Genomic DNA, 16,963 nt, shown 5'->3' with positions numbered 1-16,963 from the left:
GTTAAAGTAGAGGTGTCTTGTTAAGTCGTATGGCTCTAAGGCGCTAGACGTCGCTTGACAAACTGGCAAGGCACCTATTTTAGTTGAAATCTGGTCAAAGTATGTGGGACGAGTAACGTCGAGTATTGAAAATGAGATAACTAAAACAAGGAATTAGACAAGATATGTGAGGTAACCCTATGCGTACAGTTTTTGGAATTGATGTCAGTAAAGCCAGCTCAGAAGTAGCTATCTTAGTTAATGGAGAGAAGGTTCATAGCTATTCAATTCCCAATGACTCTATTGGTTTTTCTAGACTATTAAACGATATTAAACGATTTGAAAACAGTCACAAATCCAGAAATCGTCTTTGAAGCAACAGGTGTCTACTCTCGTAGACTTCAAGCTTTGTTGGACAATAATAGCTACCCCTATACTCGCCTAAATCCTCTAGAAGCTAAGAAGTAATAGGACAGCTTAAGAGTACGTAAAACGGATAAAATTGATGCGAAAAAGCTTGCGATATCTCAATTTACCCTCAATCGTAAGTCAAGCTATGTGCAAGAAGAGACTTATCAAAACTTGCGAGACCTCAGTCGCTTCTATCAAAATCTAACAGAAGACATCGTTCGTATGAAGAATCGTCTTCACAAAGTCCTTCAAGTGACTTTCCCTGAGTTGGAACAAGTCCTCTCAAAACCAACTGGTGAACAATACTGGAATCTTATCATTACCTTCCCAATCAAAGAGTTGGTCTTTGAGCTATCAGAAGCTGAACTGTTAAAGGCTATCAGAAAGTCCACTTCAAAACGGATTTCTGAAAAGCGGTTAACATCTTTGGCTGATAAATTACTTGTACTGGCCAATCAGTCCTATCCAGCAGTCAAGAAAACCTCTCCAATCCTTGAAGAGGTAAGATATTATGCAAAAGAACTGCTTAGACTTGATGAACGTAGACAAGTGATCTTAGAGCAAATGGTTAGTCTAGCCCAGCCTTTACCAGAATATGAGATACTGCTTTCTATTCCTGGTATTGCGGAGACAACAGCCACAAGCATCATTGGCGAATTGGGAGACATCCGCCGTTTTCAGTCTACCAATCAAATTAACGCTTTTATTGGTATTGACTTAAGACATTACGAATCCGGAAATTATTTAGCACAAGAACACATCACAAAACGTGGCAACCCTTATGCTAGAAAGATTTTATTCAAATGTATCCATAATATTGCTTCGGCTAGTCATACCAATCCCTGTCATATCGCGAATTTCTATGAGAAACGAAAAAGGCAATCAAACATCGACTCTACTAAGCCACACACGATTGCCTCCATACATCGCCTTATTCGGACAATGTATTATCTCATAACGCATAATAAACTTTACAATTACCATTTAGCCATAAATCAGTAAAGTTGACTATGCCATATTATTGTAACACCTTATGTGAAAAATGGTGAATAAGGTGTTGATTTTGTGTACCCTTATTTTGGGAAAAACAGAATAAACTTTTTACAATGTGACTCCTTATGAGGCTTGACAAATGGTAGAAAAGAGCCGTAAAAAGATCATTTGGAATTCTTTTCACTTTCTACAACAAAAGAGAGCCTAGATAGGCTCTCTTTTTGGTAATTATTGATGTTAAGAATTTGTACTATTCTTTAGAATCATCAGAGTCATCCATTTTTTCTTTGACTTCATCGTATGATAGAGCGTGAGCTTCTTCGGTATCGTTTTCTAGTTCTTCAGGCATTTTTCCTGTTTCATAGATTGATTTAATTTGAGCAGCATTAAGTGTTTCATATTTAAGAAGTGCTTCTGCAATGAGTTTATGTGTTTCACGGTTATTATTGATAATATCCGCTGCTTTATCACGTGCTTCATTAAGAAGTGTGCGAACTTCGTCATCAATCATTTGTGCAGTTTGTGCAGAATATGTCTTTTCAGGTGACAATTGCCCTGTCATTACTGCGTGATTTCCTTCATATTGAACAGGACCAAGTTTATCACTCATACCATACTCAGTTACCATAGCACGAGCTAATTGTGTGGCTTGTTCAAAGTCATTTGAAGCGCCTGTTGTTTGGGCATTAAAGATAATTTCTTCAGCAACACGACCACCCATCAAACCAGCTAATTGTTCTTTCAATTCATCTTTTGAATGTAACATTTGATCTTCTTTAGGAAGGGCAATCATATAGCCACCAGCACGGCCACGTGGCACAATAGTAACTTTATGGACAACACGTGCACTTGAAAGTACTAAACCAACGATTGTATGCCCTGCTTCGTGATAAGCAACCATTTCTCGTTCTTTTTGAGAGATTGTACGGTCTTTCTTAGAAGGTCCTGCAATAACTCTATCTTCTGCTTCGTCAATATCTGAAGCATCGATTTTTTTCTTGTTACGACGAGCGGCAACTAGTGCTGCTTCGTTAAGAACATTTTCCAAGTCGGCACCTACAAATCCTGGCGTTTGTTGGGCAACAACTTTTAGATTAACATCTTCTGCTAATGGTTTATTTTTAGCATGAACTCGGAGAATAGCTTCACGTCCTTTAACGTCTGGACTACCTACAAGAATTTTACGGTCAAAGCGTCCTGGGCGAAGAAGGGCTGGGTCTAAGACGTCGCTACGGTTTGTTGCTGCGATAACAATGATACTTTCATTGCCTTCAAAGCCGTCCATTTCAATAAGGAGTTGGTTGAGTGTTTGTTCACGTTCATCATTTCCACCACCCATACCAGCGCCACGACGGCGGCCAACGGCGTCAATTTCATCGATGAAAATAATGGCACGTTCAGCCTTTTTAGCATCTTCAAAAAGCGATCTTACACGACTTGCACCGACACCAACAAACATTTCAACGAAATCAGAACCTGAGATTGAAAAGAATGGAACACCAGCTTCACCAGCGACAGCTTTAGCAAGGAGTGTCTTACCTGTTCCCGGAGGGCCTTCTAAAAGGACACCAGCAGGAATACGAGCACCAAGAGCTTTGTATTTTTTCGGATTTTTCAAGAAATCAACAACTTCAACAAGTTCTTGTTTTTCTTCTTCAGCACCAGCGACATCGGAGAAACGAACTTTTACATTACCTTTACTTTGAAATTTGGCACGATTTTTACCAAAACCCATCGCTCCACGAGCGCCATTTCCTCCTTGATTCATCATCACAAAGAAAAAGACAATCAAGACAATGAAAGGAATGTAAGTAATAATGTAAGATATCCAAGTTCCACTTGAACTTTCTGGTTTGACAGTAACTTCAACATCGGCATCTTCTGCTGCACTCGTAATGGCTTCAATAGAAGAGTCACTTGGTAAAACAATTGAAGTGAATTCTGTTACAGTAGAATTGGTACTTCCCTCCAAGAATGGAAGGCTTGAACTTGTTTCAGTCGTTTGAGCTTTTGTATATTCACCACTGACTTCAATAATACTTCCACTTGGTTGGTAAGTGATTGATTTAATATCACCCGCTTTAATTTGTTTAATTAAAGTTGAGTAATTAATTTGTTGACTTTGTGTACTTGTCCCTCTTAGATAATATTGAAAGGCTGTAATCCCTGCAATAATTAAAAGAATATAAATAAAGGAATTCCGAACAAAGCCATTATTTTTGTTATTTTTCATATAGTAATTATCGACCTTCTATTATTTTGAATAGATTTCTTCCTTTAGTACACCAACATATGGTAAATTACGGTAACGTTCAGCATAATCAAGACCAAACCCTACAATAAATTCGTTTGGAACATCGTAGCAGACATAATCTGCTTCAATATCGACAACGCGACCTTCTGGTTTATCAAAAAGAGTTGCAATTTTTACTGAATTTGCTTTACGGTATTTAAACATGTCGCGAAGGTATTTAAGAGTACGTCCAGTATCAATGATATCTTCGATAAAGACAACATCACGACCTTCAATGTTAGTGTCAACGTCTTTTAAAATCTTCACTTCACCACTACTAGTTGTTTGATTACCATAACTAGAAACGACCATAAAGTCTAATTCAACATGTGTATCGATATGTTTGATTAATTCTGCCATAAATGGTACAGAACCTTTCAGAACACCGATTAAAAGAGGATTTTTACCTTCATAATCTTTCGTTAGTTGTTCGCCTAATTCTTTGGTTTTGGCAATAATCTCCTCTTCTGAGTACAAAACTTTTTTAATATCTTGTTCAAGCATGACATCACCTATTTCTAATTTTTTCAATATACAATTTGCCCTCCATTATATCATGTTTAGAGGGTTTTCTCAAATAAATTTTACCGCCAACCAAGACAAAAATAATTTTTTTATCTTGTTCACCGATAATAGCATCTGTTCGTTCTTGAATTGGGATTTTTTCGTCAATAAAAAGCCTACGCAATTTTTTTGAAAAAGTTCCAAAATCAATGGAATCACCCGCTTGTCTTTGTCTTAAAAGAATTGGGTGAGAACTGTAAACAGGAATGCCATCCCTATCCTTGTTTTTAAATTGAAATCGATACTGACCATATTTGACCATGCTGTTATATTCTAGCACTTTTTCTGCTGATTCCCTATCGGTCTTAGGTCTGATTTTTGTGATTTGAAAGCTTTGGTAATCTTTCTTTAACCAATAATTTCCCTTGATTTGATACACTAGATTTGTCTTATTTCGTAGCAACTGCAACATTTCATTAAATTGACCGTGTGATACTTGCAAATCAGGAAATTCCTCAAGATAATTTTGAAAAAGGAAAGTTTGTACAGCTGTTGTTTGTGCTAAAAATTGAGAACAATCTGTTATGTCAATTTCTGCTGTTAAATCTTGAATGGCTTGAAAGAGTTGTTGACTTTCCTGTCCGAGATGTTGCAAAGATTGCCTAAATTTGGGATTTTCCTTTTCCAAACTTGGCAGATATTGATTTCTAATACGATTTCGCAGATAATCCAATGACTGATTAGAATCATCTTCAAAATGAAAAATTTCTGGTAAATCTTTTTTAGGAATAGTCAAAAAAGGACGGATTAACTCTCCTGTACCAAACGAGCTAACAGCTTGTATTCCTGATAAATGACGAAGACGACTGCCACGCAAAAAACGCATAAAAATCGTTTCAGCTTGGTCATCTGCATGATGTGCAGTCACCACAGCAGTATAGTTTTTTTCTACCATAATTTTCTTAAAAAATTGATAACGAAAATCACGCGCAGCTTTTTCCGAAAAAATACCAGAAAAATAATCGACATAAATCGGAATCTGATGTTTTTCAGCCCACTCACAAAGGTAGGCTTCTTCCATTTCTGACTCTTGTCGCTGTTTATGGTTGATATGAGCAATTCCAATCTCAATTTCTAATTTATCACGGTATATATACAAAAAGTGTAGCAGATTCATAGAATCTACTCCACCCGATACAGCTATTAAAACTTTTTTATGTTTGGCAAAATATGCCTTTTTTTGAATTTCTTTAAAAATATTATCGTACATATCACTATTTTAAAATGGCGTAAACATCATTAGCTATATTTGAAATATCGTCATAAGAAGCGTTGTTGGTAAAAACTGACAAGATGAAAGGTTCATCAGCATAAATAATGGCAACATCATGTTTGTAATCATAGGCATCACCTATTTTATGAGCTACTTGAACGTCAATATCTCTTGAAATACGTGTTGTATCAAAAGCAGTTGATGATAGATAAGAAATAATGTCACCATCTTGATTGTAAATAGCTTCCATTAAGTTAGCTGCTGTCTTAGATGACATATTACGTGCTTTCATATCAATATCTGTTCCTGCTATCGCACTAATTTCTGAATTAAAGTCATCATCATATTGATTAGCAACATAATAACCTAAAATATTAGTTGCCACATTATCAGAATTTTGAGCGACAACTTTTAACAAATCATCAATAGTATATTCTTTATTATCAGCGGTTTTGCTAATTTTACCACTACCACTTGGGTCATAGGCTTTAGCAAAACTATTGACATCATCAACATATTTTAAAGTATCATTTGCTGAAATTGTACCATCTTGAAGTTTTACCTCAACATAATAAAGTGTAGCCAATTTAGCAACGCTTGCTGAATACATAACAGTATCAGCGTTAATCCCAGCGGTTGTTTGCGTTGATAGCTGCTTAACGTAAATAGAATAATTACTCTTATTATATTTTTGATTAAGAACTTGCTGAACTTTTTCCATACGGTTATCAGTAGCTGACAAATCATCCTCGCTAATCCAACCTTTACCATCTACTTTATAATAAGTTCCGTGGTAAGTTGTTGCTTTTTGAGTCACTGTCACTTCTGAATACGAAGTCAAATCAGTTTTTACTTCTTTGGTTCCCGTGACATAAGGTGCTTGATAAACTTTAAAACCATCTTCTAGCCAATATTCTTTTGAAATATTTTCTTGACTAATCACAACATCATCATAAATGAATTGACGACTAGCTTCAATATAACTGCCATCCGATAATTCAAAAACTGGAATGGCACTGTCATTAATGGTTAAATCAACAATTGACAGGGTATCACCAGCTAATAAAGTATCAGATACTGTCGTTAAAGCAGTGTCTTTGTAGGTACTGCTGTCTTGAGCCAAAATAGGATTGGTCGGAATACTATCAAAATAAGTTGTTTCCGCTACTACATTTGACGTCAGTTGATACTTTTCTTCATTAGTTAAGGCAATCGTTTTTTCGGTACTAACAACAGAAAGAGAAGTCAAGAAAAATGGTATCAGCATTACTACAAATAGTTTTTTCATTGGCTTCTCCCTTCGTTAGTTTTTAGTTGATTGATGATTTTCTTCTCTGAGTTTTTGATTTTCTTTGGCTAATTCTTCCAATTTTTCATCGGAATAAGCCAGAAATTTTTCAATGGTTTCGATTAAATTTTCCATATTATTTTGGTAATAAGTTTGGTAACGGATAGATTGTTTCACCAGAACGTGACAAGTAATATTTAGCGCGAGCATATTTTTCAACATAAGTATCATCTTTTAGACGGTCAGCTAGTAGCTTTTCTGCGTCTGTTTCAACGACTAATTTATCATAACTTTTTTGCAGTGAAACAACTTGCTCTTTACGCTCTTGTAAAGTTTGATAACTTTTAACAAGGTTATAAGTTGGTAAAATAAACAGTAGCATGACAACAATCAAAATCCACCCCATAAAACGATTACGTTTGCGGTTTTCTTCTTCGACATAACGTTTTTTGGTGTTTTCATCATTGATATATTGATTGCTCAATTGAACGATATTAGGCTTCTCCATCCGCTTCTATCCTTGTTTCGTTAATGATTTCATACATTCTGGTTGCATCTTCTTTTTTCGTGCTATCTTTCATTTCTAAAACACGTACTGTTAGCAATTTATTTCCAAAACGAATTTCAATTTCGTCGTTAATTTTTAAATCAGTTGATGATTTGGCTAAGATACCATTGACTTTGATGCGTCCTTTATCTGCAACTTCTTTAGCTACTGGACGACGTTTTATAATACGGGATACTTTTAAATATTTATCGAGTCTCATACATATGTCACCTCACAATCTTTTCTATTTTATCATTTTTTTAGGAAAATGACTGACTTAAACGCGTTTGTTAAGATAATGTAATAAAATCCTCACATTCACTAAAGCATACCTCTACTCTAAACAGAAATCTAAGATTTCGTCGCGCTTCTGCAGAGCTAATTAGATTGACAACAGGTCTGTGGGGGTTGTTGATTTTTAGTCAAATACTGTTTTAGAAATTGTTTGACGTGAAACATAGAGTTTTTCTGCCAATTCTTCTTGAGAGAGATTTTTTTCCTTTCTCAATTCAACTAATCTGTGTTCAAGTTCCATTTTGACCTCCTTGATAATTCCAGTCTAGACTTTATCAAAAAGTTTACCATAAAATCTCTTTGATATACTAGCTTTCTATTAACAAAAGACTTTGACAACTAGTCTTTTTCAATTTTTCTGGATTTGATTTCAGCTAGCATTTTACCAAAATTCTGAAGTTCTTCTAAAATCTCATAGTCTTTTTTATCACGGATATTAAAAGTAATTTCAATTTTACCTTGATTTTCGCCAATACGGGCTTTCAAGTTTGTTTTTGAAAGAGCTTCAAAATAATCTTGTGTCAAGTAATGTTGCAGCGAAGCTTTTTCAAAACGTACTAATAGACTGCTATCTTTACATTCCACAAGTTCTGTGAAAGCATTGTCCATATAAGCTTTAACCAAGCCAATTTCAAGTAAGTAGGCGACTTGGTCAGGGTATTCGCCAAAACGGTCAATTAACTCATCTTGTAAGCTTTGATAATCTTTCTGACTTTCGATTTCACGAATACGTTTGTAAATTTCAATTTTTTGACGTTCATCATTAATATATTCGCTTGGTAAATAAGCGTCGATTTGTAAATTCATCTCCACATTGCTCTTACGGCGCGCTTGAGATTTGCCTTGTTTCTTAGCGATAGCCTCTTCTAATAACTGCGAATACATTTCAAAACCAACAGAGTCAATAAAACCACTTTGTGAGGCACCGAGGATGTTTCCAGCGCCACGAATGGATAAATCACGCATGGCAATCTTGAAACCAGAACCTAATTCTGTAAAGCCTTTAATGGCATCTAAACGTTTTTCAGAGACCTCTGTCAAAATCTTGTCTGGACGGTACATGAGGTAGGCGTAAGCAATTCGATTAGAACGCCCAACACGTCCACGAAGTTGATACAAGGTTGACAAGCCCATGTGGTCTGCATTTTCGATAAATAAAGTATTAACATTAGAAATATCAACGCCTGTTTCAATGATAGTTGTCGCAACCAGAACATCGTAAACACCGTCAATAAAGTCCATGAGCGTATTTTCAAGTTGAATTTCACTCATCTGACCATGAACAAAACCAATGCTTGCTTCAGGAACCAACTCTTGCAATTCTGACACTTTTTGGTCAATTGTGTCAACCCTATTGTAAACGTAGAAAACTTGTCCGCCACGGTCAATTTCACGAATGATAGCCTCACGAATCAGACCAGGATTCGTTTCCAAAACGTAAGTTTGAACAGGGTAACGGTTAGTCGGTGGCGTTTCAATAACTGACAGGTCGCGAATTCCCAACATTGACATGTGAAGGGTTCGTGGAATTGGAGTCGCTGTCAAGGTCAATACATCAACTTTAGTCTTAAGCTCTTTTAATTTTTCTTTGTGCTTAACGCCAAAACGTTGCTCCTCATCAATAATAATCAAACCTAAATCAGCAAAATCAACATCTTTAGATAGTAGACGATGAGTACCAATAATGATATCAACTTGACCTTTTTTCAACTTGTCTAGGGTGTCATTTTGTTCTTTTTTGCTACGGAAACGACTAAGCACATCAACTGTAACAGGATAATTTTCAAAACGCTCTGAGAAATTTGTGTAGTGTTGTTGAGCAAGAACAGTTGTTGGCACTAAGACAGCTACTTGTTTATGGTCTTTAACAGCTTTAAAAGCGGCGCGCATCGCAACTTCTGTTTTACCAAAGCCAACATCCCCAACCAATAAGCGATCCATTGGCTTATCTTCTTCCATGTCGTGCTTAATTTCCTTGATAGAGCGAAGCTGGTCCTCTGTTTCTACAAAAGCAAAGTCTTCGTCAAATTCCCGCTGCAAATCATCGTCTGGTGAAAAAGCAAAACCTTTTAGCTGACTACGTTCCGCATACAATTTCAACAAATCATCCGCAATGTCTTCAACTTGCTTAGAAACCTTTTGTTTGGTCTTTTGGAAACGACCATCATTTAATTTATTGATTTTAGGTTCCTTGCCATCTGCAGAAACGTATTTTGATAAACTTTCAATTTGCTCTACTGGCAATGAAATTGTTGAAGAACCTTGATATTGAATGGTCAAATAATCGCGGTGCACACCATGGATTTCAATTGTTTCAATTCCTAAAAATTTACCAATACCATGAACATGGTGAACCACATAATCACCTTTTGACAATTCATTGTAGTCTTTCAAACGTTCGGCATTGCTAATATTTGAACGACGAATACGGCGCTTAATTTTCTTATGATAAATTTCATGCTCGGTAATGAGAACAATTTTCTCATCAGCAAAATAAAAGCCATGTGATAAATTGCCAACGACTAGCTGAGCTTGTTGTGCTTGTAAATCATCTGCAGCAACCACAGGTAATTCCAAACCATATTCATGTAAATTCTCCTGTAAACGTTCTAAGCCATGCTGCGAATCTGCTTGAATTAAAACGGTCGCTTTAGATTTTTGATAACGATTAACTTCATCAATCAATAACGGAAATTGATTGAAAAATTCTTGCATTGGATATTGTGTAAAATTATGAATTTTATCAAATTTAAGATTACCAAATCCTTTATGAAAATTAGAAAAGAACGTTGCTGGCTGATATTGACGTAAGTCTTTATAAATATCAGCGAAGTAAACCAAACTTGACACTGCTTTACCACATTGTAAATCTTCTGCCAACAAGTTTGCAACTTCCAAATCAAACTTAGCATTGCGGTCAACTAGCTTTTGAAAATCATCAAAAAAGACTGGTGTTCCCTTAGAAATGTAATCAAGTAACGTCCACTCTTTTGCATAAAAGAGTGATAAGAAACGTCTAATGTCTTTATGCTTATACTGTTCCTGAGTTGCAGCATAAAGCTCACTTAAATAAGCTTGCTGTTCATCTTTAGCAGTCTCTAAAAACGTCTCAAATGCCTTACTAGCTCTAGCAAAATCTTCTTCCGATAAAATGAGCTCATCAGCTGGGGAAATGGTTACCTGCTCAATATTACTAAGTGATTTTTGTGTTTCTGCATCAAACTGACGAATACCATCAACTTCATCACCAAAGAATTCTAAACGATAAGGATAGTCAGCTGTCATCTCATAAATATCAAAGATATCACCACGCCGACTAAATTCGCCTGGATTAAGAACCTGTGATACTTTTTGGTAACCGATATTTGACAGTACCTTTACAACCTTGTCAAGGTTGTAATCCTTACCGACAACAAAATTTAGCTGACTTTCAGCATAAATTTCTGGATTTGGTAGTAAAACACGGGCTCCTACTAAATTTGTAATTAAGATACCAGATTGCTTATTATCTTGTAAAAAATTTAAAGCTTCTAGGCGTGAGTGTGCCTTATCCATCGAGGCAAAAATAAACTCTGCCGCCGCAACATCATCCGCAAAAAAAGTATAAACCTTTTCCTCACCAATCAAGCTAGATAAATCACTAGCCAATTTTTCAACTTCATTTTGTGTTGAGGTGATGACAACTATTTTTTCCTCATTAGCCTGATAAGCAGAAGCAATGGCAAGAGCTCTACTAGAAGCTGATAAGCCCATAATCAGTTGCCTACCAATATTAGCCACGCCGCTATGCCATGTTTGAATGAGCTTATTTTGACTAAATAAATCAATAATATTCATAGACTTACCCATTAAATTTTTGCATGGTTTTTACAAAATCTGCTTCCTGTAAATAAAATTGAACAGCTTCATTAACCTTTTCAAGTGTATTAGTAACTGTAATATAATCATCTTGGTCAAATTTTCCAAGAACGTGGTCAACTACCGGACGACCTTGCTTTGGACGTCCAATACCAACTTTAATACGGTCAAATGCCTGCGTTCCAGTGTGAGCAATAATAGATTTTATGCCATTATGCCCACCAGCAGAGCCTTTCTGACGTAGGCGAATACGCCCCACTTCCATATCTAAATCATCATAAATCACCAAGAAATCTTCAATATCAATATTATAATACGTCAACAAAGCATGAACAGCGATGCCTGAATTGTTCATAAAAGTGGTTGGTTTGACTAGATAAACTTTTTCTCCGTTGATAAAACAAGAACCAACTTCTGCTTTAAAATTCTTCTCCTCTGAAAATGTGACATTGAAATCCTTAGCAAGGCGGTCAATTGCCATAAAACCAATATTATGCCTTGTTTCGTGATATTTACTGCCTGGGTTTCCCAGACCAACAATCATTTTTACCATTAATTTTCCTTTCCAATAAACGCCAAAAGGGCTGGAAAAACTTTTTCCAACCTCGACAATATTTAATTAATTTTGCTTATACGTTAAAGCGGAATTCCATGATATCACCATCTTGAACCACATAATCTTTCCCTTCTTCACGAAGACGACCTGCTTCTTTGACAGCTTTTTCAGAACCATATTTGATTAAGTCATCATAAGACATTGTAATCGCACGGATAAATCCACGTTCAAAGTCAGAGTGAATGATACCAGCTGCTTGAGGAGCTTTGATACCACGTTTGAATGTCCATGCACGAACTTCTTTTTCACCTGCTGTAAAATAAGTGCCAAGACCAAGCAAGTGATAAGCAGCACGTGTCAATTTATCAACACCAGATTCTGTTAAACCAAGGTCTTCAAGGAATAACGCTTTATCTTCATCATCAAGTTCAGAGATTTCTTCTTCGGCACGCGCTGAGATGACAACAACTTCTGCATTTTCAGTTGCAGCAAATTCACGAATTTGTTTTACGTATTCGATATCATCTGGATTAGCTACTTTATCTTCATCAACGTTTGCAACATAAAGCACTGGTTTTGTTGTCAAAAGGAACAATTGTTTAACAATTTTTTGTTCTTCTTCTGTAAAGTCAACCGTACGTGCTGATTTTCCATCTTCAAGGACTGGTTTAATTTTTTGAAGAACGTTAAATTCTGCGATAGAATCTTTATCTTTTTGAGTACGTGCCACTTTTTCTACACGCGCATAACGTTTATTAACAGATTCCAAGTCAGCAAGAATCAATTCTAAGTTAATTGTGTCGATATCTGCAAGTGGGTCAACAAAAGCATCTTCACGCCCTTGCTCACGCATAACATTTTCATCATCAAAAGCACGAACAACGTGAACGATAGCATCTACTTCACGAATGTTAGCAAGGAATTTGTTACCTAGACCTTCACCACGTGAAGCACCTTTTACGATACCCGCAATATCAGTAAATTCAAAGGTTGTTGGAACTGTTTTTTTCGGTTTGATAAGTTCAGTCAATTTTTGCAAACGTTCATCTGGTACTTCTACCATACCAACGTTAGGGTCGATTGTCGCGAAAGGATAGTTAGCAGCTTCCGCACCTGCCTTTGTAATCGCATTAAAAAGAGTTGATTTTCCAACATTTGGTAAACCAACGATACCTGCTGTTAAAGCCATATTTTATAAGTCTCCGTTTAAATTATTCAATCATACCTATTATAGCAGAAAAACTCAGCATTAAACAAACATTTCTACTATATAGCAAGCGCTATTAGCCATAAAAATTGAGTTCAGTATAATTATTTTTACTTTACGACAAAACTTTCTTTAATTTGCGTTCAAAGTCGTGGCGGCTCATCATAACTACATGGTCGCAGTTTGTGCAACGAATTTTAATATCAGCTCCAAGTCGAATGACTTCCCATTCATTGGCTTTTTTTCCAGTAGCTTTTATCGTACAAGCATGGGGCTTTTTCATTTCAACGTGACTTCCAAGTTCGTACATTGTTTCTCCTTTTACAAATAAATATAGCGTTTTTTGGTGATAAAGTAATTTCGTTCAATGATACAATTTCACCATCAATTTCAATTAAACTCTCTTTTGGAAAGTTAACCGTAACCTGTTTTAACGAACAGTGATTTAAGTAAGACGATTTCTCATGTCTTTTAAGAACCAAAGACAACAGTACCGTTAATCGTTGGAAAAAAGGTTCTCCTTTGGCATAAACACACCCCAAATTCTTAGCAGCTTGATTAACAACCCATGCTGCAAATCCTAAATCTAAGCTATTTAATACTAAACCTTCTTGATAACTGTAAACCGTGATTTCTTTAGGCAGATTTGTTAACGAGGCTAATAATGCTTCTAAGTTTGGTACTATACCAAGAGCACGCGCAAAATCATTACCAGAACCGACAGGATAATAGGCAAACGGAAGATTTGCTGGCAAATGATAGAGAACTTTTGATAATGTTCCATCTCCTCCGACAATCAGAAGCTTATCTTTTTCTGGGTCAAATGTTTTTAGCAGTCTCTCAACTTGATGTAATTCATCGTTTTTATAGCGTGTTAATAAAGTGCAAATATCTGATGTATGATGTTTTTCAATATCACTGATAACTTGTTTTGCCCCATGATTTCCTGCATGGGGATTAGCAATAATATAAAGCGTCATATTATTAGATATTATACCATAAAAAGCGAGAACACTGCATGAACAGTGCTCTCGCTGGAGATTATGAAAAAGAAAAGTTTTAGGATGGTTATAGTGTATAAATTCTTCCTTAAATTTTTCTTAAAGATTTTTAGTTTGTACGAACCGGAGTGATTAATTGAATAAAGTTTTCAGCATCATCACCTGGCATTAAGGTAAATGGACGCACTGATGAAATAAAGCGAATAACAACTGTTTCACTCTTCAAGGCTTTAAGAGCTTCAATCAGATAAGTTGGGTTAAAGCTAATTGTCAAATCATTGCCTGATTGGTCAATAGTATCCAATTCTTCGTTAACTTTACCGACTTCAGGTGAGTTAACGTGAGCAGAAACACTATTATTAGCAATTTCAAGTTTAACAGTACCATTTTGTGTTGCATTTGAAATCAAGTGAGCACGTTCCATTGCTGAACGAAGTGCATTGGTATTAAATGTTACTTCTGTTTCAAAAGTATTTGTCAACAAGCGGTCAGTATCTGGATAATTTCCTTCTAAAAGTCGTGTATAGAAGCTAATGTAGTCGCTTCTAAAAAGCATTTGACTATCAGAGAAGAAAACTTCTACCGTTTCAATATCATCTGTAAATACAGCTGCAAATTCACGTAAAGATTTACTTGGAATAACAACGTTGAAATCATTTGAAGTATTTTCCAAAGTTAATTTACGTTGGCTCATACGGTGAGAATCAGTTGCGACTGCTTTAAAGTCTTTGTGGTCACTAAGAACCATATGAACACCAGTCAAGATTGGACGGCTTTCTTGAAGACTTGCTGCAAAGGCTGTTTCAGCAATGATAGATTTCAATAGTTTTGTTTCTAAAACTAAAGGATTTTCAGTAGCCATTTCTTGAAGGCGAGGGTAAAGATCAACATCTTTTCCTTTTAAGGTAATTTCTGATTTACCACTTGTTAAAACGATTTGATGATGTTCAATTTCTTCAAAGTCTAATGTCATATCTGGAAGACTTGAAACGATATTAATAAAGAAGTTTGCTTCTAATAGTACAGCACCAGTTGAAGTAATCAATAAGCCTGCATTTTCATTAGAAGTTGGAATAGTGTTTTCAATTGAAATTTGTCCGTTAGAACCAGTCAATGTAATGTTACTATTTTGAACTTCAATTTTAATTGTTGAAAGAACTGGAATCGCATTTTTAGTAGAAATAGCTCTCTTGGTTGCATTCAATGCTTGAAGAAAGAAAGATTTATTGATTGAGAATTTAATCATAGGAAAACTCCTTTAGTTATTAAGTATTAAATTAGTAGTAGTAGTAGGTCTTGTTTATATTGTTGATAAGTCCTAAAATCGCACAAACGTCGCGCGAAAAGAGTTGTTAACAACCTGTGGATAAGTCGCTAAAAATTTTTATGGTTATCCACAATACCTATTTTATCTTATTTTTGATGGTTTCAATTTCAATACGTAAACTGTCATCTTGAGCTAGCATATTTTTGATTTTATTGTAGGCATGTAAGACCGTTGAGTGATCGCGACCGCCAAATTCCTTCCCGATTTTTGGAAGTGAATTGTCAGTCATTTCACGTGCGAGATACATAGCTACTTGGCGCGCTAAAACAATATCTTGCGTCCGTTTGGTTGCCTTGATTTCTTTAACAGTAACGCCGTAGAATTTTCCAACTTGACTTTGGATTTCATCGATTGGGATAACTGTCATTTTTGGACCATCTTGCTTACGAGCGCGAATCGCTTCTGCTGCGACATCAACCGTAATGGTTTCAATCTTTTTAATGCTAGCAACGAGGCTAATATCTTTTAAAGCTCCCTCAAGGTCACGAACGTTGGAATCAAATTGTCCTGCAAGATACTCAATCGTATCTTGCGGAAAAATATAATTATATTCTTGCGTTTTATTCGTTAAAATGGCAACACGTGTTTCAAAATCAGGGGGAGTGATATTGATTGTCAAGCCCCATTTGAAGCGCGTGACCAAACGTTGCTCAAGGTTGTCCAGATGGTCAGGTGTACGGTCACTTGTCAATACAATTTGCTTGTTATTATCATAAAGAGCATTGAAAGTATTGAAAAATTCTTCCTGTGTCCCAGACAATGTTTTCTTAGCTAGGGATTGAATATCATCAATTAGCAAGACATCAAGATTGCGGAATTTTTCCTTTAACTCTTCCATTGTGTCCAAACGGATATGAATAACAAATTCATTGATGAAATTTTCAGCAGTAATGTACTTCACACGCGCATTGGGATTATTTTGTAAAACCGCATTACCAATGGCATTGAGCAAGTGAGTTTTTCCCAACCCAGGTCCTCCCCAAATAAAAAGAGGATTGTAAGTTGTTCCTGGAGCGTCTGCAACGGCGTAAGACGCAGAAAATGCCCAACGGTTTTCGTCACCTTGTACGAAATTATCAAAGGTATATTTGGTATTTAAGTCAGAATCGACTAGGGGCAAAGTGTTTTTTTGAGTTGTTGGAACAGTTTGTGAAGTTGTCACTACTCCTGTTTGATTGGTTAAATCCTCTTCAAAGACATAGTTGACAACAATTTCAGCATTATAAACCTCAAAACCAGCCGTCAAAATAATTGGTTTAAGATTTTTATCCCAAAACAACTCTTTCATAGGGTCTAAATAAATGGTAGCCATATTTTGCTCAATTTGAATCAAACGAGCATCCAAAACAAAAAATTCATATGTTGCTTGTTTTAGTTGGCTTTTTGCTAATTCCAAAACCCTACTCCAAAAAATTTGTTCATTTTCAGTCAT

At 35.9% G+C, this 16,963-nt stretch carries 13 protein-coding genes and 3 pseudogenes; 1 reads left to right on the top strand and 15 read right to left on the bottom strand.

Annotation, left to right across the window (positions count from 1 at the left end):
* Positions 1 to 179 precede the first annotated feature (179 nt).
* Positions 180 to 1,392: pseudogene (locus tag SMA_RS10685) on the top strand (IS110 family RNA-guided transposase).
* 241 nt (positions 1,393 to 1,633) lie between these two features.
* Here SMA_RS10685 and ftsH read toward each other — a convergent pair.
* The 15 genes and pseudogenes from ftsH to dnaA all read right to left on the bottom strand — a co-directional run bounded on the left by ftsH (position 1,634) and on the right by dnaA (position 16,963).
* Positions 1,634 to 3,616 (bottom strand): ATP-dependent zinc metalloprotease FtsH, encoded by a 1,983-nt coding sequence (gene ftsH / locus SMA_RS00070; RefSeq protein WP_014293708.1) that lies wholly within the window; start codon positions 3,614 to 3,616, stop codon positions 1,634 to 1,636.
* Positions 3,617 to 3,637: 21 nt separating this feature from the next.
* The gene (gene hpt / locus SMA_RS00065) at positions 3,638 to 4,180 is read right to left on the bottom strand and encodes a hypoxanthine phosphoribosyltransferase (RefSeq protein ID WP_012961310.1); all 543 of its coding nucleotides are present in this window, start codon (positions 4,178 to 4,180) and stop codon (positions 3,638 to 3,640) included.
* A gap of 4 nt (positions 4,181 to 4,184) precedes the next feature.
* Positions 4,185 to 5,450, bottom strand: coding sequence for a tRNA lysidine(34) synthetase TilS (gene tilS / locus SMA_RS00060; protein WP_014293707.1), 1,266 nt, complete (start codon positions 5,448 to 5,450; stop codon positions 4,185 to 4,187).
* Positions 5,451 to 5,454: 4 nt separating this feature from the next.
* Positions 5,455 to 6,741, bottom strand: a complete 1,287-nt coding sequence (locus SMA_RS00055; protein WP_014293706.1) for a serine hydrolase — start codon at positions 6,739 to 6,741, stop codon at positions 5,455 to 5,457.
* Between the two features lie 15 nt (positions 6,742 to 6,756).
* Positions 6,757 to 6,876, bottom strand: coding sequence for an SP_0009 family protein (locus tag SMA_RS00050; protein ID WP_003067068.1), 120 nt, complete (start codon positions 6,874 to 6,876; stop codon positions 6,757 to 6,759).
* A gap of 1 nt (position 6,877) precedes the next feature.
* Positions 6,878 to 7,249 carry an FtsB family cell division protein gene (locus SMA_RS00045; protein WP_014293705.1) on the bottom strand — a complete coding sequence of 124 codons (372 nt, stop codon included), beginning with the start codon at positions 7,247 to 7,249 and terminating at the stop codon, positions 6,878 to 6,880.
* Positions 7,236 to 7,508 carry an RNA-binding S4 domain-containing protein gene (locus SMA_RS00040; RefSeq protein WP_003067061.1) on the bottom strand — a complete coding sequence of 91 codons (273 nt, stop codon included), beginning with the start codon at positions 7,506 to 7,508 and terminating at the stop codon, positions 7,236 to 7,238. Before SMA_RS00040 ends, SMA_RS00045 begins: the two co-directional genes overlap by 14 nt.
* 213 nt (positions 7,509 to 7,721) lie before the next feature.
* Positions 7,722 to 7,823, bottom strand: a pseudogene (locus SMA_RS10680) (helix-turn-helix transcriptional regulator); the annotation flags it as partial.
* Between the two features lie 98 nt (positions 7,824 to 7,921).
* A complete protein-coding gene (gene mfd, locus SMA_RS00035) occupies positions 7,922 to 11,419 on the bottom strand; it encodes a transcription-repair coupling factor (protein WP_044563170.1) in 3,498 nt (1,165 codons plus the stop codon).
* Positions 11,420 to 11,423: 4 nt separating this feature from the next.
* Positions 11,424 to 11,993, bottom strand: a complete 570-nt coding sequence (gene pth / locus SMA_RS00030; protein ID WP_014293702.1) for an aminoacyl-tRNA hydrolase — start codon at positions 11,991 to 11,993, stop codon at positions 11,424 to 11,426.
* 76 nt (positions 11,994 to 12,069) lie between these two features.
* A complete protein-coding gene (gene ychF / locus SMA_RS00025) occupies positions 12,070 to 13,185 on the bottom strand; it encodes a redox-regulated ATPase YchF (protein WP_014293701.1) in 1,116 nt (371 codons plus the stop codon).
* Positions 13,186 to 13,318: 133 nt separating this feature from the next.
* Positions 13,319 to 13,513 (bottom strand): DUF951 domain-containing protein, encoded by a 195-nt coding sequence (locus SMA_RS00020; RefSeq protein ID WP_014293700.1) that lies wholly within the window; start codon positions 13,511 to 13,513, stop codon positions 13,319 to 13,321.
* A gap of 11 nt (positions 13,514 to 13,524) precedes the next feature.
* A pseudogene (locus SMA_RS00015) lies at positions 13,525 to 14,183 on the bottom strand (diacylglycerol/lipid kinase family protein).
* A 130-nt stretch (positions 14,184 to 14,313) separates the two neighbouring features.
* Positions 14,314 to 15,450: a DNA polymerase III subunit beta gene (gene dnaN / locus SMA_RS00010; protein WP_014293698.1), complete on the bottom strand. Its 1,137-nt coding sequence runs from the start codon at positions 15,448 to 15,450 to the stop codon at positions 14,314 to 14,316.
* 157 nt (positions 15,451 to 15,607) lie between these two features.
* Positions 15,608 to 16,963 carry a chromosomal replication initiator protein DnaA gene (gene dnaA, locus SMA_RS00005; protein ID WP_014293697.1) on the bottom strand — a complete coding sequence of 452 codons (1,356 nt, stop codon included), beginning with the start codon at positions 16,961 to 16,963 and terminating at the stop codon, positions 15,608 to 15,610.

It is taken from the genome of Streptococcus macedonicus ACA-DC 198 (genome assembly GCA_000283635.1).
Classification (GTDB): domain Bacteria; phylum Bacillota; class Bacilli; order Lactobacillales; family Streptococcaceae; genus Streptococcus; species Streptococcus macedonicus.
This window is presented reverse-complemented; position numbering and strand designations above follow the sequence as displayed.

Coding starts and splice junctions, on each gene's coding strand:
- ftsH (WP_014293708.1), bottom strand. CDS start 3,616: ATGAAAAATAACAAAAATAATGGCTTTGTTCGGAATTCCTTTATTTAT.
- hpt (WP_012961310.1), bottom strand. CDS start 4,180: ATGCTTGAACAAGATATTAAAAAAGTTTTGTACTCAGAAGAGGAGATT.
- tilS (WP_014293707.1), bottom strand. CDS start 5,450: ATGTACGATAATATTTTTAAAGAAATTCAAAAAAAGGCATATTTTGCC.
- SMA_RS00055 (WP_014293706.1), bottom strand. CDS start 6,741: ATGAAAAAACTATTTGTAGTAATGCTGATACCATTTTTCTTGACTTCT.
- SMA_RS00050 (WP_003067068.1), bottom strand. CDS start 6,876: ATGGAAAATTTAATCGAAACCATTGAAAAATTTCTGGCTTATTCCGAT.
- SMA_RS00045 (WP_014293705.1), bottom strand. CDS start 7,249: ATGGAGAAGCCTAATATCGTTCAATTGAGCAATCAATATATCAATGAT.
- SMA_RS00040 (WP_003067061.1), bottom strand. CDS start 7,508: ATGAGACTCGATAAATATTTAAAAGTATCCCGTATTATAAAACGTCGT.
- mfd (WP_044563170.1), bottom strand. CDS start 11,419: ATGAATATTATTGATTTATTTAGTCAAAATAAGCTCATTCAAACATGG.
- pth (WP_014293702.1), bottom strand. CDS start 11,993: ATGGTAAAAATGATTGTTGGTCTGGGAAACCCAGGCAGTAAATATCAC.
- ychF (WP_014293701.1), bottom strand. CDS start 13,185: ATGGCTTTAACAGCAGGTATCGTTGGTTTACCAAATGTTGGAAAATCA.
- SMA_RS00020 (WP_014293700.1), bottom strand. CDS start 13,513: ATGTACGAACTTGGAAGTCACGTTGAAATGAAAAAGCCCCATGCTTGT.
- dnaN (WP_014293698.1), bottom strand. CDS start 15,450: ATGATTAAATTCTCAATCAATAAATCTTTCTTTCTTCAAGCATTGAAT.
- dnaA (WP_014293697.1), bottom strand. CDS start 16,963: ATGACTGAAAATGAACAAATTTTTTGGAGTAGGGTTTTGGAATTAGCA.